23 protein-coding genes, 1 other RNA gene and 1 pseudogene are annotated in these 18,541 nt (G+C 65.2%); 15 read left to right on the forward strand and 10 right to left on the reverse strand.

Annotation, left to right across the window (positions count from 1 at the left end; genetic code table 11):
• From ACT4OC_RS05870 to ACT4OC_RS05885, 4 genes and pseudogenes are all read left to right on the forward strand, one after another.
• Window positions 1-131: pseudogene (locus ACT4OC_RS05870) on the forward strand (TIGR02281 family clan AA aspartic protease); the annotation flags it as partial.
• Between the two features lie 49 nt (window positions 132-180).
• Window positions 181-477, forward strand: coding sequence for a nucleotidyltransferase family protein (locus tag ACT4OC_RS05875; RefSeq protein ID WP_444838029.1), 297 nt, complete (start codon window positions 181-183; stop codon window positions 475-477).
• Window positions 467-805 carry a HepT-like ribonuclease domain-containing protein gene (locus ACT4OC_RS05880; protein ID WP_444838030.1) on the forward strand — a complete coding sequence of 113 codons (339 nt, stop codon included), beginning with the start codon at window positions 467-469 and terminating at the stop codon, window positions 803-805. The genes ACT4OC_RS05875 and ACT4OC_RS05880 overlap by 11 nt, the downstream gene beginning before the upstream one ends.
• Before the next feature lie 138 nt (window positions 806-943).
• Window positions 944-2,443, forward strand: a complete 1,500-nt coding sequence (locus tag ACT4OC_RS05885; protein WP_444838031.1) for a phosphomannomutase/phosphoglucomutase — start codon at window positions 944-946, stop codon at window positions 2,441-2,443.
• Window positions 2,444-2,455: 12 nt separating this feature from the next.
• Here ACT4OC_RS05885 and ACT4OC_RS05890 read toward each other — a convergent pair whose 3' ends face one another.
• The 3 genes from ACT4OC_RS05890 to ACT4OC_RS05900 all read right to left on the reverse strand — a co-directional run bounded on the left by ACT4OC_RS05890 (window position 2,456) and on the right by ACT4OC_RS05900 (window position 3,921).
• Window positions 2,456-3,295 carry a sterol desaturase family protein gene (locus ACT4OC_RS05890; protein WP_444838032.1) on the reverse strand — a complete coding sequence of 280 codons (840 nt, stop codon included), beginning with the start codon at window positions 3,293-3,295 and terminating at the stop codon, window positions 2,456-2,458.
• A gap of 9 nt (window positions 3,296-3,304) precedes the next feature.
• Window positions 3,305-3,613, reverse strand: coding sequence for a cysteine rich repeat-containing protein (locus tag ACT4OC_RS05895; protein ID WP_444838033.1), 309 nt, complete (start codon window positions 3,611-3,613; stop codon window positions 3,305-3,307).
• Between the two features lie 86 nt (window positions 3,614-3,699).
• On the reverse strand, window positions 3,700-3,921 hold the full coding sequence (locus ACT4OC_RS05900) for a hypothetical protein (protein ID WP_444838034.1): 222 nt from the start codon (window positions 3,919-3,921) through the stop codon (window positions 3,700-3,702).
• On the opposite strand from ACT4OC_RS05900, the gene ACT4OC_RS05905 reads away from it, so the two are divergent.
• The 3 genes from ACT4OC_RS05905 to ACT4OC_RS05915 are packed head-to-tail and all read left to right on the forward strand — an operon-like array spanning window position 3,920 to window position 6,189.
• Window positions 3,920-4,069 carry a hypothetical protein gene (locus ACT4OC_RS05905; RefSeq protein WP_444838035.1) on the forward strand — a complete coding sequence of 50 codons (150 nt, stop codon included), beginning with the start codon at window positions 3,920-3,922 and terminating at the stop codon, window positions 4,067-4,069. The genes ACT4OC_RS05900 and ACT4OC_RS05905 overlap by 2 nt on opposite strands.
• A gap of 51 nt (window positions 4,070-4,120) precedes the next feature.
• On the forward strand, window positions 4,121-4,843 hold the full coding sequence (locus ACT4OC_RS05910; protein WP_444838036.1) for a response regulator: 723 nt from the start codon (window positions 4,121-4,123) through the stop codon (window positions 4,841-4,843).
• Window positions 4,840-6,189 (forward strand): sensor histidine kinase, encoded by a 1,350-nt coding sequence (locus ACT4OC_RS05915; protein ID WP_444838037.1) that lies wholly within the window; start codon window positions 4,840-4,842, stop codon window positions 6,187-6,189. Before ACT4OC_RS05910 ends, ACT4OC_RS05915 begins: the two co-directional genes overlap by 4 nt.
• Window position 6,190: 1 nt before the next feature.
• Here ACT4OC_RS05915 and ACT4OC_RS05920 read toward each other — a convergent pair whose 3' ends face one another.
• The 4 genes from ACT4OC_RS05920 to ACT4OC_RS05935 all read right to left on the reverse strand — a co-directional run bounded on the left by ACT4OC_RS05920 (window position 6,191) and on the right by ACT4OC_RS05935 (window position 9,169).
• Window positions 6,191-6,697 (reverse strand): Lrp/AsnC family transcriptional regulator, encoded by a 507-nt coding sequence (locus ACT4OC_RS05920; protein ID WP_444838038.1) that lies wholly within the window; start codon window positions 6,695-6,697, stop codon window positions 6,191-6,193.
• Between the two features lie 80 nt (window positions 6,698-6,777).
• Window positions 6,778-7,728, reverse strand: coding sequence for a sugar kinase (locus ACT4OC_RS05925; protein ID WP_444838073.1), 951 nt, complete (start codon window positions 7,726-7,728; stop codon window positions 6,778-6,780).
• 63 nt (window positions 7,729-7,791) lie between these two features.
• Window positions 7,792-8,742, reverse strand: coding sequence for an NAD(+) diphosphatase (gene nudC, locus ACT4OC_RS05930; RefSeq protein WP_444838039.1), 951 nt, complete (start codon window positions 8,740-8,742; stop codon window positions 7,792-7,794).
• Window positions 8,743-8,752: 10 nt separating this feature from the next.
• A complete protein-coding gene (locus ACT4OC_RS05935) occupies window positions 8,753-9,169 on the reverse strand; it encodes an HIT domain-containing protein (protein WP_444838040.1) in 417 nt (138 codons plus the stop codon).
• A 224-nt stretch (window positions 9,170-9,393) separates the two neighbouring features.
• On the opposite strand from ACT4OC_RS05935, the gene ffs reads away from it, so the two are divergent.
• The 5 genes from ffs to ACT4OC_RS05960 all read left to right on the forward strand — a co-directional run bounded on the left by ffs (window position 9,394) and on the right by ACT4OC_RS05960 (window position 12,884).
• An RNA gene (gene ffs, locus ACT4OC_RS05940) (signal recognition particle sRNA small type) lies at window positions 9,394-9,490 on the forward strand.
• Between the two features lie 105 nt (window positions 9,491-9,595).
• A complete protein-coding gene (locus tag ACT4OC_RS05945; RefSeq protein ID WP_444838041.1) occupies window positions 9,596-11,416 on the forward strand; it encodes a DNA polymerase III subunit gamma/tau in 1,821 nt (606 codons plus the stop codon).
• Between the two features lie 17 nt (window positions 11,417-11,433).
• On the forward strand, window positions 11,434-11,763 hold the full coding sequence (locus ACT4OC_RS05950) for a YbaB/EbfC family nucleoid-associated protein (RefSeq protein WP_444838042.1): 330 nt from the start codon (window positions 11,434-11,436) through the stop codon (window positions 11,761-11,763).
• A 5-nt stretch (window positions 11,764-11,768) separates the two neighbouring features.
• On the forward strand, window positions 11,769-12,371 hold the full coding sequence (gene recR, locus ACT4OC_RS05955; protein WP_444838043.1) for a recombination mediator RecR: 603 nt from the start codon (window positions 11,769-11,771) through the stop codon (window positions 12,369-12,371).
• An 84-nt stretch (window positions 12,372-12,455) separates the two neighbouring features.
• Window positions 12,456-12,884, forward strand: coding sequence for a hypothetical protein (locus ACT4OC_RS05960; protein WP_444838044.1), 429 nt, complete (start codon window positions 12,456-12,458; stop codon window positions 12,882-12,884).
• A 118-nt stretch (window positions 12,885-13,002) separates the two neighbouring features.
• On the opposite strand, the gene ACT4OC_RS05965 is transcribed toward ACT4OC_RS05960, so the two are convergent.
• The 3 genes from ACT4OC_RS05965 to ACT4OC_RS05975 form a co-directional block, all read right to left on the reverse strand.
• Entirely contained in the window at window positions 13,003-14,364 is a 1,362-nt protein-coding gene (locus ACT4OC_RS05965) for an AmpG family muropeptide MFS transporter (RefSeq protein WP_444838045.1), read from the reverse strand.
• Window positions 14,365-14,434: 70 nt separating this feature from the next.
• On the reverse strand, window positions 14,435-14,740 hold the full coding sequence (locus ACT4OC_RS05970; RefSeq protein WP_444838046.1) for a GIY-YIG nuclease family protein: 306 nt from the start codon (window positions 14,738-14,740) through the stop codon (window positions 14,435-14,437).
• 73 nt (window positions 14,741-14,813) lie between these two features.
• Complete coding sequence (locus ACT4OC_RS05975; protein ID WP_444838047.1) at window positions 14,814-16,019, reverse strand: DNA recombination protein RmuC; 1,206 nt, start codon at window positions 16,017-16,019, stop codon at window positions 14,814-14,816.
• 170 nt (window positions 16,020-16,189) lie between these two features.
• Here ACT4OC_RS05975 and def point away from each other — a divergent pair, with 170 nt between their 5' ends.
• The 3 genes from def to truA all read left to right on the forward strand — a co-directional run bounded on the left by def (window position 16,190) and on the right by truA (window position 18,541).
• The gene (gene def, locus ACT4OC_RS05980; protein WP_444838048.1) at window positions 16,190-16,717 is read left to right on the forward strand and encodes a peptide deformylase; all 528 of its coding nucleotides are present in this window, start codon (window positions 16,190-16,192) and stop codon (window positions 16,715-16,717) included.
• 154 nt (window positions 16,718-16,871) lie between these two features.
• Window positions 16,872-17,804, forward strand: coding sequence for a methionyl-tRNA formyltransferase (gene fmt, locus ACT4OC_RS05985; RefSeq protein ID WP_444838049.1), 933 nt, complete (start codon window positions 16,872-16,874; stop codon window positions 17,802-17,804).
• Entirely contained in the window at window positions 17,804-18,541 is a 738-nt protein-coding gene (truA, locus tag ACT4OC_RS05990) for a tRNA pseudouridine(38-40) synthase TruA (protein WP_444838050.1), read from the forward strand. Before fmt ends, truA begins: the two co-directional genes overlap by 1 nt.

The raw sequence follows: 18,541 nt of genomic DNA on the forward strand, positions 1-18,541 counted from the left end.
TGGTCGTCCGCGACGTCGAGGCCATGGTGCTGCCCGACGAAGCGCTGTCGGAAAACCTGCTCGGCCTCTCGTTCCTGTCCAAGCTGAAGCGCTTCGAATACGCCAACGGCCGGCTGGTAATGGAGCAGTAAGGTCTAATCGGCCCTCCCGATCGGCATCCCAGGGTGCTATATTGCCTCCATGAACAGCTCGGAAGCCCTTGAAACGCTGCGACGCTCCGAACACGCCCTGCGTGGACGTGGGGTAAAGCATGCCGCCCTGTTCGGCTCGGTGGCGAGAGGTAGCCACGGGCCGGATAGCGACATCGACATCATGATCGAAATCGATCCGGATGCGCGGATCACGGTCTTCGACTATGTCGACTTGAAGGAATATATATCAGGCCTTTTTAGCGACCCGGTCGATGTCGTGAACCGTGAGAGTTTAAAGTCGCACGTCCGTCCCGCCGCCATGGCCGATGCCATCTATGCCTTCTGAGCGTCCGGACGGCGTCCTTCGAGACATCCTGCATCACATCGATCTGGCGACCGAGTTCGTCAATGGCTTTGACATTGAGACCTTCAAGCCGGACATCCGCACCGTCTATGCCGTCACTCGTTGCCTTGAGATCATTTCGGAAGCATCGCGACGACTGCCGACGGATTTGAAGGCACGACATCCGCAGATCGCATGGCGGCAAATGGCGGCGGCTGGCAACGTCTATCGCCATGACTACGAGGACGTCTTGGCGCAGCTGGTGTGGGACACCGTGCAAAAGGCCTTGCCGGGACTCAGGGCGGTCATTGAAGACGAAATCGTGCGCTAAAATTACAGCTGCCTAGGAACGTTTCCAGCCAAATCCGCCTTAATTGACCGCCAAAAGCCGCTTCCCGCCTTTCGCTGCGGCCTGGCATTCGCTATGGCTCAGCGGTCCCTTCAAAAGCCATTTCCGAGGCCTATTCTGATGTTTCCCAAGCCGAAATCCGCGCTGGTCCCCAATACCTACGCCTACGAATCCGAGCCGATGGTGAAGGCGACCGGTTTTCGCGAATACGACGCGCGCTGGCTGTTCGGCAAGGAGATCAATCTGATGGGCGTGCAGGCCCTCGGCATGGGCCTCGGCGTGCTGATATCGGAGCTCGGCGCCAGGCAGGAGATCGTGACGGGTCACGATTTCCGCGGCTATTCCGCCTCGATCAAATACGCGCTGATCTCGGGCCTGCTCGCTTCCGGCTGCAAGGTGCACGACATCGGCCTTGCGGTGACGCCGATGGCCTATTTCGCGCAGTTCGATCTCGACGTGCCTTGCGTCGCCATGGTGACCGCCTCGCACAACGACAACGGCTGGACCGGCGTGAAGATGGGCGCCAACCGTCCGCTCACCTTCGGCCCCGACGAGATGACGCGGCTGAAGGAGATCGTGCTCAACTCGCAGTTCAAGAACAAGGTCGGCGGCTCCTACCAGTTCCACGAAAATTTCCCGGCGCGCTACATCGCCGATCTGACCAATCGCCCCAGGCTGAAGCGCGAGCTGAAGGTCGTGGTCGCCTGCGGCAACGGCACCGCCGGCGCCTTCGCGCCGCAGGTGATGGAAGCGATCGGCTGCGAGGTGATCCCGCTCGACACCGAGCTCGACCACACCTTCCCGAAATACAATCCGAATCCGGAAGACATGGAAATGCTGCACGCCATCCGCGACGCCGTGCTGCATCACAAGGCGGATGTCGGCCTCGGCTTCGATGGCGACGGCGATCGCTGCGGCGTCGTCGACAATACCGGCGAGGAGATCTTCGCCGACAAGGTCGGCGTCATGCTGGCGCGAGACATGTCGGCGATCCACAGGGACGCGCAGTTCGTGGTCGACGTAAAGTCGACCGGGCTGTTTGTGACGGACCCCGTGCTGCAAAAACAAGGCGCGAAGGCGACCTACTGGAAGACCGGCCATTCCTACATGAAGCGGCGCACCCATGAGGTCGGCGCGCTCGCCGGCTTCGAAAAGTCGGGCCATTTCTTCTTCAACAAGCCGTTCGGCCGCGGCTATGACGACGGCCTCGTCTCGGCGATCGCAATCTGCGACATGCTGGATCGCGCGCCCGGCAAGTCGATGGCGGACCTGAAGGACGCGCTGCCGAAGACCTGGTCGTCGCCGACCATGTCGCCGCATTGCGCGGACGAAGCCAAATACGGCATCGTCGATGCGGTCGTGAAGCATTTCGAGGCGGCGAAGGCCAAGGGAGAGAAGGTGGCGGGACAGCCGATCCGTGACCTCGTTACCGTCAACGGCGTGCGCGTCACGAGCGAAGATGGCAGCTGGGGCCTGATCCGCGCCTCCTCCAACAAGCCGGAACTGGTGGTCGTGGTGGAAAGCCCGGTCAGCGAGAAGCGCATGCGCGACATGTTCGAGGCGATGGACTCTGTGCTGCGCGCGCACCCCGAGGTCGGCGAGTACAATCAGAAGATCTGAGCGCCCCGGCGCTCACGCGCCGGGAGGCCCGAACAGGGTGCGGAGCTTTGCGCCTGCGCCCTGTGCCCGGCGCGCGTCGCGCAGCATGGCGGCCCATTCGCCCAGTGCCGTCTTGACCGGATTGAACGACGGCTGGCCGCCGACCAGGCCGTAGCGCAGCTTCTGGTGGGCAGGCGGCTCGGCAAACGTGCCGAACAGGCGGTCGAACACGATCAGCATGCCGCCGAAATTCCGGTCGAGGCACGCCTCGTTGGAGGCGTGATGCACGCGATGATGGTTGGGCGTGTTCAGCACCCATTCCAGCGGGCCCAGCCGCGGCACGAACTCGGTGTGGATGAAGAATTGATAAAACAGGTTGATGCCGAGCATGGCCACGATCATCAAGGGATGAAATCCGAGCAGTGCCAGCGGCAGGAAGAACAGGAAGTTGCCCGAGATGCTGCCGGTCCAGCCGAGGCGGATCGCCGCCGTCAGGTTGAAGCGCGTGGTCGAGTGATGCACGGAATGGGTGGCCCACATCCAGCGGATGCGGTGTGAGGCGCGGTGTTGCCAGTAGTACAGAAACTCGCTGCCGACGAACAGCGCGGCGAGCGCCGGCAGGCTGGTCTGGTCGAAATCGAACAGCCGGTGCCGATAGAAGTACGCGAAGGGGATCGCGACGATGCCGGCTTCGACGCCGCGCAGCAGCGTCTGTCCCAGCGCGACGCCGAATGACGCGGCGCTCTCGCGCCAGTCGTGTGCGTCGTGGCGGGTCAGCCGGCCGATCCCGTATTCCAGCGCCATCAGGCCGATCGCCATCGCCAGGATCAGAACGCGGATGTCGGTGCCGACCAGTTGAGCGGCATATGGCATGGCTTTCTCCTATTTCGGCATCGCGCCGGCCGCCGTGGCGCTGCTCTTGAGCGCTTCGGCACGCGGCATCGCCTGTGCGCAGGCCGCGCTGAGCTGGCTCGCGTGGGATTGCAAGCAGGCAAGCACGCGCCCGCCGCCCGGCGTCACGCCGCTGCACAGGCGATCGTAATCGCCGCGGCAAACCTGCAGCAGCGCCATGGCCTCGCTGCGCATTTGCGGCGTCGGCTGGGATTGGGCGTGTGCCGGCAGGGTGGCAGCAAAGATCAGGAGCGCCGCCATGGCGGTTGCGAGCTTTGGTCGTCGAACGGTGTAAGACATAATGGATTTCCTCTGGAGTGATGATCGCTATCGGGCGATCCCGCCGGCCGGCTGGGTGTAGTCCGGACGGCGGGCGCGCGGAGGTGTCAACGAGAGATCGTGCCGGTGCGGGTGTAGGTATTTCCGGCGGGACCGGTGCGCGTCACGTTGCGCGTGCAGCTGCCGTAGGTGCAGCCGCCGGCCGCCTGCACGGTGGCCGTCCCACGCGGGCCTGTGCTCGTTGCGGAGCGGGTCCAGGCGTTGGCATCTGCGGCTGCAGCGATCGAAAACACGCCGATCATGGCCGAGGCGAGAAGCATTTTCTTCATGGTCGTCATTCTCCTTGATGAGCCGGTTGCAGGGGCAAGGCCGCCGTTTGAGGAAGCCGGCAAGGAGAATGCGGGTGCGACGTCAGCGCCGCTTTGCGCGCAGGAAACGATTTTCATCGTTTTGTCGACGGCGTGTAACAGTGTGTAACAACCGCGCCGCGGGCCTTGCGCGGCGACGGGCGTCAGCCACAATGCGGCCATGACGACGCAGGCCGCGACCATTCTCATCGTGGAAGACGACCCCGAGATCAGCCGGCTGGTCGCCGATTTCATGCGGCGCGAGGGATTCGAGGTGGTCTGTGCCGGCGACGGCGCCGCGATGAATGCGGCCCTGCAGCGGCTTCGCCCCGACATCATCATCCTCGACCTGATGCTGCCCGGGGAAGACGGGCTGTCGATCTGCCGGCGGCTGCGCGCGGACGACAACATTCCGATCCTGATGCTCACCGCCAAGAGCGACGAGGTCGATCGCGTGGTTGGCCTCGAGATGGGAGCGGACGACTACCTGGCAAAGCCGTTCGGGCCGCGTGAATTACTGGCGCGGGTCCGTGCGCTGCTGCGGCGCGCCGGCGCGAGCCCGGCCAGGCCCGTGGTCCGCCGCTACGCGTTCGACCGCTTCGTCGTCGACATGGATACGCGCAACGTCGAGCTGGCCGAGGGCGACGCCCAGACGCTGCAACTGACCAGTGCCGAATTCGATTTGCTCGGCTGTTTCGTGCAGAGGCCGCGCCGCGTGTTGAGCCGCGACCAGATCCTCGACTGGACCCGCGGCCGTTCGGCCGAGCCGTTCGATCGTACCGTCGACATGCTGATATCGCGCTTGCGCAAGAAGCTCGAAGCCGCGAGCCCCGGATCGAATCTCATCACCACCGTGCGCAATGGCGGCTATCTGTTCACGGCCTCGGTCAAGCAGGTGTCATGATGCTGCGGCTGTCGCTGGCGACTCGCCTCGCCCTGATCATCCTGGTGGGATTTTCCACGGTCATCACCGTGAGTGTCGCGATCTTCTATCTCACGTCGGTCCGCGAAGGTGAGCTCGTGCATCCCTCGCCGGGCCGGCTCGACGCGCTGGCATCGCTGATCGAGCAGGCCTCGCCCGCTTCGCGCGGGCTCCTTCTCAACGCTGCCGCCTCGCCGCAATTCGTCGTCAGGATCGAGCCCGGCTCAAGCTCTGCCCCGGCGACGGATCAGCGGCAGGCGACCATGCGCGAAGCCTATGCGGCCCGGCTCGGGGGCCGTGCAGTCGAGATCGTGCTGCCGCCGGACCGGCGGACGAATCGCTGGTTTCCCCGGCTGGCTCGGCTGATGGCGAATGCGACGGAATTCCGCATCGGACTTCGAACCGGCGAGACATTGGTGGTCGACGCCTATACCCGCCTGCCGGTCACGCCGCTCGGCCTGCCGGTCGGCTTCGGCGCGGGGCTGTTCGGCACCATCGTGGCTCTGCTGGCGCTGCTCGTCATGCACCGCGAGACGCGGCCCCTGGCGCAGCTCGCCGCGGCTGTCGACCGCGTGGATCTGTCGGCCGATCCGCCGCCATTGGTCGAGGCGCGCCGCAGCGCGCCGGAAATCCGGGCCGTGGTGGCTGCGTTCAACCGGCTGCAGGGCCGCCTCAACGAGATGTTGCGCGCACGCATGAGCCTGATCGGCGGTATCGCCCATGACGTCAGGACGTTCGCGACCCGGCTGCGGCTGCGGGTCGAGCACATTCCGGATGACGCCGAGCGCCACCGCGCCATCACCGATATCGACGACATGATCCGCCTGCTCGACGACGCGCTGTTGTCGGCCCGCGCCGGTGCCGGCGGGCTCTCGCAGGAAATGATCGAGTTTGCCGCGCTGGTGCAGGCCGAAGCCGACGATCGCCGCGCGCAGGGCGAGGCCGTCGACCTGACGACGGACGAGGGCGCCGGTGGTGCGATCGTGCTTGGCGACAGGCTGGCGCTGCGGCGGATCATCGCCAATGTGATCGACAATGCCATCAAGTATGGCCGCGCGGCCCATGTCCAGGTGAAGCTGCAGCGGCAGTCGGTCGTCGTGTCGGTCGACGATGACGGCCCAGGCATTCCTGCCGAATCGCGACAGGCCATGCTCGAGCCGTTCAACCGGCTCGAAGCGTCGCGCAACCGGGCCACCGGCGGCGCCGGTCTCGGTCTCGCGGTGGTTCGCGCGCTGGTCGAGGCTCACGGCGGGACCGTCGACATCGCCTCGGCGCCGGGCCGCGGCGCGCGGGTCAATCTCGTGCTGCCGACATTCAGCGCGGCCTGAGCTACGCCGCCGGCACCGGCAGCGCGGTCACCGACTTGATCTTCTCCATCGCAAAGCGCGAGGTGACGTTCTTCAGCGGCACGGCGCTGATCAATTTCTTGTAGAAGACGTCGTAGCTCGGCATGTCCGCCACCACGACGCGCAGCATGTAATCGACGTCGCCGGCCATGCGGTAGAATTCCATCACCTCCGGCATGGCGCTGACGGCGTCCGCAAACTTGCGCAGCCAGGCTTCTGAATGGTCGGAACTCTCGACCGAGACGAACACCGAGATTCCCAGCCCGATCTTGTTCTGGTCGACCAGCGCCACCCGGCGCAGGATCACGCCATCGGCCTCCAGCCGCTGGATGCGCTTCCAGCAGGGGGTGGAGGACAGGCCCACCCGGTCGCCGATCTCGGCGACCGACAGCGAGGCGTCCTCCTGCAGCACGGTCAGGATCTTGCGGTCGATGGCGTCGAGCCGGCGGTTGGGCTCTTGCAGAGGGACGGCGGCGGCCAGATCGGTCATGAGAAGAAATTTCCATATGAGGGGACAATAGCCCTCATATAGAGAAAAATCTTCTCATGCAAGGCCAGTTTGCGCCTCGGTCAGGCGTTTCGGGCAATCTGACCTTGTCCCAAAAGCTCAATGACTTCAGCACGTTGCGGAGCCGCAAAGGCGCCGCCAAAGCGCGTGCATTTCAGCGCCGCGGCCGCCGAGGCGAACCGCAGCGCCTCCCGCAGCCCCTGACCCTCGGTGATGGCCAGCGCAAAAGCCCCGTGGAACACGTCCCCGGCACCGAGGGTATCGACGGTATGGACGGGGAAGGCAGGGGTCTCCTGCAGTCGGCCTTGCTCGTCGAGCCAGATGGTGCCGCGCGGCCCGCGCGTGCCGGCCAGGAACGATTTCGTCAGCTTGGCGATCTTGTGCAGCGCCTGGCCATCGTCGCTGACATCGGCGGTCTCCTGCAACGGCTCGCTCGAGAACACCAGATGCGTCGAGGCATTGAGCAGTCCCTCGCGCAGCGACATCGCGCGGTCGACATCGACAATGACGGGAATGCCGCGCCGGACCGCTTCCGCGCAGAGGTCGGTGCAGAACTCGGCGCAGCGGCTTTCGGTCAGGATGGCGTGGCAGTCGTTCAGCAGTGTGTCGAATTTCGGCAGTTTCACATGCCACAATTTCGGATCGCGGAAGGTGACGATGGTGCGCTCGCCGGAGGGATCGATCATGACGGCCGAGATCGGCGTCACCAGCCCCGGCATGTGGATGAGGTGCGTGGTCTCGATGCCCTCGTGCTTCAACTGTTCGAAGATGAAGCGGCTCGAGGTTTCCTTCGCGTCGCCCATCGGGCCGCAGATGGAGGCACGGCCGCCGAGCCGCACGATGCCGATTGCAGCATTGAGCGCGTTGCCGCCGCAGATTTCGTCGAACGCGGTCGCGTTTTCCTTGGAACCGCGGCCGGGAACTCCGGGTGTGTGGAAGGTGAGATCGCGCACCGGCATGCCGATGCAGAGGATGCGCGGCGGTATCTTCGGCGCCTTGTCCTGAAAGTTCATGCGCGGATCCGTCATGTCCGTTCGAATCCTCAGTCAATCACGCAGGGTGTCGTGCGGTTCCCGCTATGCGCCGCGGCTCGTTCCGCCATGCAGCCATTGCCCGATCAAATGATGGGCGATTGCAAATGGATGCGCGGCGAAAAGGCCGTCGGGATGCATGCGCTTGTGCATCAACTCCAGCTCGGCGCGATCGAACCAGCGCGCCTCCTCGAGCTCGTTGCGATCCACGACGATATCCTCATTGAGCGCGCGCGCGGTGCATCCGATCATCAGCGAGGACGGATAGGGCCAGGGCTGCGTCATGTAGTAGTTGACGTCGGTGACGCGGATGCCGGATTCCTCGAAGATCTCGCGGGCCACGGCGTCCTCGATGGTTTCGGCCGCTTCGACGAAGCCGGCCAGGCAGGAATACATACCGGGCATGAACTGCTTCTGCCGGCCGAGCAGCGCCTTTTCGCCCGAGCTGACGAACATGATCACGACGGGATCGGTGCGCGGGAAGTGCTCGGCCTTGCAGCTGCCGCATTCGCGTTTCCAGCCGCCTTCCTTCATCGAGGTGCGCTGTCCGCAATTGGCGCAAAAGCCGTGGCGCTGATGCCAGGTCACCAGCGATTTCGCCATCGCGATCGCCGACAATTGCTCCAGCGGCACCAGCCCCTGCATCGCCATGCCGCGCAGCTCGGTTACGGCAACGTCATTGCGGCCGACCAGCTTTTCCGCGGCGGCCGGTGAAATGCCCATGCCGAAGACAGGCGCGCCGTCGCGCAAGCCGAGGAAGACCGTGCCGGGATTGGCGCCGTATTCCAGCGCCTCCTTGATCGAAAGCAGGGCGCGCGGACCGCTTTCCTCCTGCTTCATGACCAGCGAGTCGCGGTAGACCACATAGGCGCGGGCGTTGTTCTGGCCTTCCATCGCAAACAGTTTCTCGTCGTTCATGCGCAGATGCGCGGCACGATCGAGCACGTGGGTGACGAAAGCAGGCTTGCCCAGCGGATATTTGTCGAATGCGGACATTTTCTTGTTCTCAACCCAGCCAGATCTTGCGCCTGATCGCGCTGATGAAATTCTGCACCTCCGCCGCGTCGTGGGCGAGCGGCGGCACCACGCCCCAGACCGGGCGCGGCCAGGCCGCATCATTCCTGCGGCGGGCGATGATGTGGACATGCAACTGCGGCACCACATTGCCGAGCGCGGCAATGTTGAGCTTGTCGCATTTGGTGATCTCTTTCAGGGCGCGCGCGACGCGCGAGACCTCCGTCATCAGCTGCGCCTGCGAGACCTCGTCGAGGTCGATGACCTCGACGGCGCCCTCCCGGCGCGGCACCAGCAGCAGCCAGGGGTAATTGGCGTCCTTGATCACGAGCACGCGGCACAGCGGCAGGTCGCCGATGTCGATGGTGTCCTGGGTGAGTTGTTGGTGCAGCGACCAGGCGGCGGGCATTCTTGGTTCCCAAACCCGGTTTCAACCGGGTCCAAATAGCGCCTTCTGGAGGGCACTCTCAGTGTCATATCAAGGCGTCATCACCCGCGAAAGCGGGTGATCCAGTACGCCGCGGCCCCTCACTCTATCGCCGAGCCGGTGATTACTGGATACCCCGCTTTCGCGGGGTATGACAGCCTAGGGAGCGCTTGCTTTCCGGCCCTTTTGGCCCCAAATAGGGACCGGGAGATTGGCGGTGGACGAGCCACTCGCCAACCGGGTCAGGTCCGGAAGGAAGCAGCCCTAACGAGGTCCGGATCGGGTCGCTCGTCAGTCTCCTACCTGTTTTTCCGAGCGAATCGCGCTGGAAGTGGGCTTTTGCCCGTCTCGCGCGCGCTCCTTTCCGCAATCAGGCCGTTCGAGAGATTATCAATTGCGGATCGACCGATGACCGATGCTGGCGCTCCCCCTCCCGCGGATCAGGGCGGCTTCGATCTCGGCGGCCAGCCGGACGCAGCCAAGCCCTATCGCGTGCTGGCGCGCAAATACCGTCCCTCCAATTTCGACGATCTGATCGGCCAGGAGGCCATGGTCCGCACCGTCTCGAATGCGTTCGAGACCGGGCGCATTCCGCAGGCCTGGATCCTCACCGGCGTGCGCGGAGTCGGCAAGACGACCACCGCGCGCATCCTCGCCCGCGCGCTGAACTACGAATTGCCCGACGGTTCCGTGAAGGGGCCGACCATCGCCATGGCCAGGCTCGGCGTGCATTGCCAGGCGATCATGGAGAGCCGGCACATGGACGTGCTGGAGATGGACGCGGCCTCCCACACCGGCGTTGACGACGTGCGCCAGATCAATGACAGCGTGCGCTATGCGCCGGCGAGCGCACGCTACAAGGTCTACATCATCGACGAAGTCCACATGCTCTCGACGGCGGCGTTCAACGCCTTCCTGAAGACGCTTGAGGAGCCGCCGGAGCACGCCAAGTTCGTGTTCGCCACGACCGAGATCCGGAAAGTGCCGGTCACGGTGCTGTCGCGCTGCCAGCGCTTCGACCTGCGCCGCGTCGAGGCCGACGTGCTGATGGGGCATCTGTCCGATATCGCGAAGAAGGAAGGCGTCGAGGTCGAGGACGAAGCGCTCGGCATCATCGCCCGCGCTGCAGAAGGCTCCGTGCGCGACTCGCTGTCGCTGTTCGACCAGGCGATCGCGCATGCGGCCGGAGCGGTGCGCGCCGAGGCGGTACGGCAGATGCTCGGGCTTGCCGACCGCACCCGCGTCATCGACCTCTTCGAAAATCTCGCCGGCGGCGATATCGCCGGCGCCTTCAAGGAATTCCGCGCGCAGTATGACGTCGGTGCCGATCCGATCGTGGTGCTGTCCGACCTTGCCGAATTCGTCAACTTCGTCACCCGCGTCAAGATCGTGCCGGCCACGGCCGACAACGTCGCCTTCGGCGAGACCGAGCGCGTGCGGGCGCGGGAGTTCGCCGCCAAGCTTTCCATGCGCGTGCTGTCGCGGATGTGGCAGATGCTGCTCAAGGGCATCACCGAGGTGCAGACCGCGACGCGTCCGGCCGCCGCCGCCGAAATGGTCCTGGTGCGCATCGCCTACGTCGCCGACTTGCCGACGCCGGATGAAGCGATCCGCATGATCGAGCAGGGCGGCGGATCGACGCCGCCGGTGTCGGGCAACGGCGCGCCGCGCGGTGCGCCCGCTTCTACGATGTCGGCGATGCCGTCGTCTCCGGTGCGGGCGTCCGCCGCGGGCCCGCGCAGCGGCGCCGAGGCTCGTCCGCAGCCGATCGCGAGCGCCGAGCCGCAATCGGCGCCCAGCTTGCGCATCTCCAGTTTCCCGCAGCTGATAGCGCTGGCCGGCGAGAAGCGCGATCTCCTGACCAAGACCGCGCTGGAAGCCGACATGCGGCTGGTGCGAATCGAGGACGGCCGGCTCGAGATCGCGCTGGAGCCCAACGCCTCGCGTGGCCTCGTCAACGATCTTTCGCGCAAGCTCGAGCTATGGACCGGGCGGCGCTGGACCGTGATCGTCTCCAACGAGGCCGGCCAGCCGACCGTGCGCTCGCAGAATCTCGCCGAGAAGAGCGCGCGGGAAAAGGCGGCCGAAGCCGATCCGCGCGTGCGCGAGGTGCTGGCGCGCTTTCCCGGCACCAGGGTGATCGAGGTCCGCCGGCTTGCCGCAGAGCCGCCGGAATCCGATCTTGTCGCGGAAGACCCTGCGGAAATGCCCGATGGCGACGACGACTGAATACAAGGAACACGAGAATGGCTGATTTTCTCGGCATGATGAAGCAGGCCGCGCAGCTGCAATCCAAGATGCAGGCGATGCAGGAAGAGCTCGGCAATATCGAGGTCGAGGGCAACTCCGGCGGCGGAATGGTGTCGGTGCGCATGACCGCGAAAATGGAAGTGAAGGCGGTGAGGATCGATCCGTCGCTTCTGAAGGCCGAAGAGCGCGAGATCGTCGAGGACCTCGTGGTCACCGCGATCAATGACGCCAAGCGCAAGGCGGAAACCGCCATGCAGGAGAAAATGCAGTCGCTGGCCGGCGGGCTCGGCTTGCCGCCGGGCCTGCTCGGGGGGCTTGGTTCCTAAAGCCCATGCCCGCGGTTGCCGGTCCCGAGATCGAACGCCTGATCCAGCTGCTGGCGCGGCTGCCCGGGCTTGGGCCGCGCTCGGCGCGGCGCGCGGCGCTGCACCTGATCAAGAAGCGCGAGGCGCTGATGACGCCGCTCACTTCGGCGTTGCAGGTTGCGATCGAGAAGATCCAGGTCTGCAAGACCTGCGGCAACATCGACACGCAAAATCCCTGCACGGTCTGCACCGATCCGCGCCGCGATCCCTCGATCATCGTGGTCATCGCCGATGTCGCCGATCTCTGGGCGCTGGAGCGCGCCAACGCCGGCAACGGCCGCTATCACGTCCTCGGCGGCACGCTGTCGCCGCTCGACGGCGTCGGCCCGCAGGACCTTTCCATCGACGCGCTGGTGGCACGCGCGCATGAGGAAGAGGTCAAGGAAGTGGTGCTGGCGCTCAATGCCACCGTCGACGGCCAGACCACCGCGCATTACATCACCGACCTCCTGCAGGACGCCAATGTGCGGGTGACGCGGCTGGCCCACGGCGTGCCGGTCGGCGGCGAGCTTGATTATCTCGACGAAGGTACGCTATCGGCTGCCATGCGGCAGCGAACGCTGTTCTAAAGCGTTTTCAAGCGAAGTGGGAACCGGTTCGCATCAAGAAAACGCGTAAGTCAAAGAAGATTCTTCACACAAACGGAACTGGAAATGACGAAACGACGATTCGCCGGACGCCTGGGTTTTGTGTCGATCCTGGCGGTGGCCCTTGCTGCGCCTGCCGCTTCTGCCCAGTCCGCCCCGCAGGGGGAGCCAGCCCCGTCGAAGCCCGGCAAGCTGATCAATGCCGGCGACGTCCTCTCGGGCGAGCTGACCACCATCAGGTCGCGCAAGCGCGGCAAGTCCGCGACCTACCAGATCACCTCGGAGCCGCGTCGGCTGCCGCCGCCGAGCGGGCTGTGCAATCTCGAAACCGGACCGGAAACGTTCCAGCTCGTCACCACCAGCGACGCGCAGGCGGTGCAGCTGAAGGGGCTCATCGGCAAGCCCATCTCCGTGAAGGTGGATGAGGTATCCTGCGCAAAGGACCCCGGGCAGATGACCGAGGCCGTCATCACCAAGTGGAGCGTGGTGAAGTAACCCGCCGGTGTCATCGCCCGGCTTGACCGGGCGACCCAGTACGCCGCGGCCTCTCGTTTCCATTCAGGTGTCTCTGGAATACTGGATCACCCGCATTCGCGGGTGATGACTGCTTGAGCTAAATTCGCACCGGCCCCAGCGTGTCGAAATGCTTGCGTTGCTGCAGGAAGGCGAGCAGCAGCAGGCTCGGCACCGCGACCAGGACCGAGATGATGAAGAACAGCGGCCAGCCGGTTGCCGCCGCCACATACCCTGCGCCCGAGGAAAGATAGGTGCGCCCGACCGCCGACAGGGCGGTGAGCAACGCGTATTGCGTCGCCGTGTGCAGCGGGTTCTGGCACAGCGCCGAGAGATAGGCGACGAAGATCACGGTGCCGATCGCGCCGGTGAAATTCTCCACGGATATCGCGAGCGCCAGCGCCCATTGATTGACCCCGACATGGGCGAGCCAGGCGAACGCCAGGTTGGAGGCCGCCTGGAGTGCGCCGCCGATCCACAGGCTCGCGACCAGCGAATAGCGCCGCGCCACATAGCCCCCGGCAAAGCCGCCGATCAGCGTTGCGGCAAGGCCGACACCCTTGACGATGGCGGCGTAGTCGTTGCGGGTGAAGCCGAGGTCGATCACGAACGGCGCCGTCATGGTGCCGGAGAACGCATCGGTGAATTTGTACAGCACTACGAAGGCGAGCGCGGTCAGCGCATCCCTTCGGGTCAGGAATTCCGAGAAGGCGCCGATGGCTGCGTGCAGAACGCGCGAGAATGCGCTCTCCGATCGGGTCGCAGCTTCCGCGCGGACGGATTGCTCGGGCTCGGTGGCGGCCAGCGCGGTCAGCGTGCCGATCAGCACCAGCGCCGCCATGCTCACATAGCCCCACATCCACGCCGAGGTACGCCCGATGCCGGTGGATTCGAATGCGGTCACCAGGAACAGCACGCCGGCGGTCGAGACCAGCATCCCGATGCGGTAGGCCGCGACGTAGGACGCCATGCCGGCGGCCTGCTCGTTCTCCGGCAGGCTTTCGACGCGGAAGGCGTCGACCACGATGTCCTGCGTCGCCGACATCATCGCGACCAGCAGGGCGCCGAGCGCCACGAACAGCGGTGAGTGTGCCGGGTCGGTCAGTGCCAGCAGCAGGATCGCGCCGATCAGCAGCAACTGCGAGAACACCAGCCAGCCGCGGCGGCGGCCGAAGGCGTGCGTGAAGAACGGCACATGCAGCGCGTCGACCAGCGGCGCCCAGATGAACTTCAGCGTGTAGGGCGTGCCGACCAGGGCGAACAGCCCGATGGTGCCGAGGTCGACACCGGCCTCGCGCATCCACACCAGCAGCGTCGATCCCGACAGCGCCAGCGGCAGGCCGGAGGAAAAGCCGAGCAGCAATACGATCAGCACGCGCGGCTGCAGGTAGACGGCAAGGCTCTCGCGCCAGGAGGCGGAAGCGGGGGGAACTGCGGGAGAGGCGGCGTCGGGAGCGGTCATGGGGCCGTTGGTAGCAGATTCTAAGACTGTCATCGCCCGGCTTGACGGGGCGATCCAGTATTCCAGAGGCCTATCCGCCGGGCCCTGCAATCTCCGGGTAAAGATCGATCCAGTTCGGATTGTCCTTCTCGATCAGCGAAATCTTCCACGCCCGCGGCCATTTCTTGAGCCGCTTCTCGCGATGAATGGCCTGCTCGATCTCCTCGAAGACCTCGAAATAGACCAGCCGCGTGACGTCATGACGCTTGGTGAAACTTTCGGCGATTTTTGGGCGGTGTTCCGAAACGCGGCGGATAAGGTCGTTGGTGACGCCGATGTAAAGGGTACCGCCGATGCGGCTGGCGAGAATGTAGACGTAGTACTGGCGCGTGCCCATCTACCGCCTCTGGAATACTGGGTCGCCCGGTCAAGCCGGGCGATGACAGTTTTGTGTGTTGCCACAGGAGTGATTACTCCCCCGCCTGCAATTTCCGCGACGGCAGCGGGAACAGCTCGGTGGCGGCGCCCTTGACCAGCCGCGGCGCCTCCGGCGGGTCCTTGGAGAAATCCAGTTCCTCGATCCGGCCGGCGCGCTTTTCGATCTTGTCGGCGGAGATCAGGATTTGCCGGACGTCCTCGTTGACGTCGCCAAAATGTTTTTGCAGCTTCAGCACGCGCTCGCGCAGGCGGCCGAGATCGTCGCCGAGATGCATCACCTCGTTGCGGATCTGGTCGGCGGCGTCGCGGATGCGGGCGTCCTTCAGGATCTGCTGCATCACCTGGATCGCCAGCATCAGCAGCGACGGCGACACCAGCACGACGCGGGCGCGATAGGCTTTCTGGATGATGTCGTCGAACCCGTCGTGGATTTCGGCATAGACCGACTCCGACGGCACGAACATCAGCGCGGTGTCCTGCGTCTCGCCGGGAACCAGGTACTTTTCCGCGATGTCGCTGACATGCTTCATGATGTCGCCGCGCAGCCGCTGCGCGGCGATGCGGCGCTCCTCGTCGCTGCGCGCGTCGTGCAACGCGGTCATCGCCTCCAGCGGAAACTTCGCGTCGATGCAGAGCGGGCGCTGGTCGGGCAGGAACACCACGCAATCCGGCCGCTTGCCTGACGTCAGCGTGAACTGGAATTCGTACGCCCCCTTCGGCATGCCGTCCTGGACGATCGCCTCCATCCGCGCCTGGCCGAAGGCGCCGCGCGACTGCTTGTTGGCGAGCACGTCGCGCAAGGTCGTGACCTGAGTCGTCAGGTCGGTGAGGTTCTTGTGCGCATTGTCGATGATGCCGAGCCGCTCGTGCAGCTTGCGGAGCGAGTCCATCGTGTTGCGCGTGGTCGCTTCCATCGATTGGCCGACGCGGTGGGTCACCGAATCGAGCCGCTCGTTGACGGCGCGCGCCATCTCGGCCTGCCGGCCGGCCAGCGCCTGCGCCATCGCGTCGACCCGGCCGGTCGATTCGCTCTGGGCACGCAGCATGTCGGAAAGCCGCTCCTCCAGCTCGTCGGCGCGGATGGCCTGCACGACCGCGAGTTCCGCGCCGCGCCGGCCGGACTTTGCGACGACGATCACCAGCGCCAGCAGCAGGACAACCGCGAGCCCGCTGATACCGACCAGGCCATCTGCGACGCGGATCGGCCAGTCGCCGATCAGGAAAAGAATCTCGTTCATGCCGCTATGTAACCCGATTCGCGGGCTGGCGCGAACGAAGAGGGAACGTATATGGTTAATGGGAAGCAAATTTCTATGGTTAAGGCCGCCTTAAAAATCACGGTTAGCAGGCGGTTAACGCGTTCCCGGTCGCATTGACCCCGTCAAATCAACCGCTTAAATCGCGCGTCATGGCCATCAGAGAGATCATCATCCTGCCGGACAAGCAGTTGCGGCTGGTTTCGAAGCCTGTCGAGAAGGTGACGGCGGAAATCCGCAAGCTCGCCGGCGACATGCTCGAGACCATGTATGACGCGCCCGGCATCGGGCTTGCCGCGATCCAGGTCGCGCAGCCGTTGCGGTTGATCACCATGGATCTCGCCAAGCGCGACGAGAACGGCGAGACCACGCCGAGGCCGCGCGTTTTCATCAATCCGGAAGTCATCGCGAGATCCGAGGAGATGTCGGTCTATGAGGAGGGCTGTCTCTCCATCCCCGAATATTACGAGGAGGTGGAGCGTCCTGCGCGCGTGCGCGTGCGCTTCACCGATCTCGACGGCAAGGTGCACGAGGAAGACGCCGAGGGTCTCTACGCCACCTGCATCCAGCACGAGATCGATCACCTCAATGGCGTGCTGTTCGTCGACTACCTCTCCAAGCTGAAGCGCGACCGCGTGCTGAAGAAGTTCACCAAGGCGGCCAAGCGCGCCGGAGAGTAGCCCGCGCTCTCTCACAGTCGTCATGCCCGGGCAAGAGCGCGAAGCGCGTCTTGGCTCTAATGACCCGGGCATCCACGACTTGCTTTCTCGCGGGGATCAAAGACGTGGATGGCCGGGACAAGCCCGGCCATGACGAAATAGCCAGGGCCCTCGAATGCCGCTTCGTCTGATCTTCATGGGTACGCCCGATTTCGCGGTGCCGACGCTGCTCGAACTCGTCGCCCACGGCCACGAGATCGCCGCCGTCTACACCCGCGCGCCGAAGCCGGCCGGGCGCGGCTTGAAATTGCAGGCGAGCCCCGTCGAGCAGGAGGCGCGCCGGCTCGGCATTGCCGTGCTGACGCCGGCGACGCTGAAGACGCCGGAAGCGCTGGGAGAATTCCGCGCCCTTAATGCCGATGCCGCTGTCGTCGTCGCCTACGGCATGATCCTGCCGCAGGCCATTCTCGATGCACCGAAAGACGGTTGCTTCAACCTGCACGCTTCGCTGTTGCCGCGTTGGCGCGGTGCTGCCCCGATCAACCGCGCCGTGATGTCGGGTGATGCCGAAACCGGCGTGATGGTGATGAAGATGGACGTCGGCCTCGATACCGGCGATGTCGCGATGGCCGAGCGGCTGACCATCACGGACAAGATGACCGCCTCCGACGTGCACGACGCGCTGGCGCGGCTCGGTGCCGACCTGATGGTGCGCGCGATGGCCGCGCTGGAGCGCGGTGCGCTGCAATTGACGAAGCAGAGCGAGACGGGCGTCACCTACGCCGCCAAGATCGAAAAGGCGGAAGCGAAGATCGACTGGAGCAGGCCGGCGCACGCGGTGCTGCGGCACATTCACGGCCTGTCGCCGTTCCCCGGTGCCTGGAGCGAGGTGGCGGTCGACGGCGAGGCGTTGCGCGTGAAAGTCCTGCGCTGCGAGCCCGCCGAGGGATCGGGCGCGCCCGGCATATTGCTCGACGATCGGCTCACCGTCGCTTGCGGCGAGGGCGCGATCCGCATCGTCGAGTTGCAACGCGCCGGCAGGGCGCCGATGAAGACAGCGGAATTCCTGCGTGGCACATCGCTCAAGCCTGGCGCGCGGTTTGCCTGATGCCCCGCTACAAGCTCACCATCGAATATGACGGCGCGCCGTTTGCCGGCTGGCAGCTGCAGCCCGATCATCCGACGGTGCAGGGCGCGCTGGAAGCCGCTGTCAAGGCGACCTGTGGCGAGGACGTCCGTGTGCACGGCTCGGGGCGCACCGATGCCGGCGTGCATGCGCTCGGCCAGGTCGCGCATTGCGACATCGCAAAACCGTTCACGGCAAGCCGGCTGCGCGATGCGCTGAATGCGCATCTGCGGCCGCATCCGGTTGCGGTGATTGCAGCTGAGATCGTGCCCGATGATTTCGAGGCGCGGTTCTCCGCGATCAGGCGCCATTATCGCTATCGCATCGCCAATACGCGCGCGAACCTCGCGCTCGATATCGGCCGCATCTGGCGCGTGCCGCGGAGGCTCGATTCCGACGCCATGCATGCCGCCGCGCAGCGCCTGCTCGGCAAGCACGATTTCACGACGTTTCGCGACACCGAGTGCCAGGCGAAATCGCCGGAGAAGACGCTCGACCAGCTCGACGTCATCCGCGACGGCACGGAGATCAGGATCGTCACCTCGGCGCGCTCGTTCCTGCACAGCCAGGTGCGCTCGATGGTGGGCTCACTGGTCTGGGTCGGCGAAGGCCGCTGGAGCGCCGACGACCTTGCCGCCGCACTCGCCGCCCGCAACCGCGCCGCCTGCGGCCCCGTCGCGCCGCCGGAGGGGCTCTATCTGGTGAGGGTGGAATACTAG

The organism is Bradyrhizobium sp., assembly GCF_052389815.1.
In the GTDB taxonomy this organism is placed as follows: domain Bacteria; phylum Pseudomonadota; class Alphaproteobacteria; order Rhizobiales; family Xanthobacteraceae; genus Bradyrhizobium.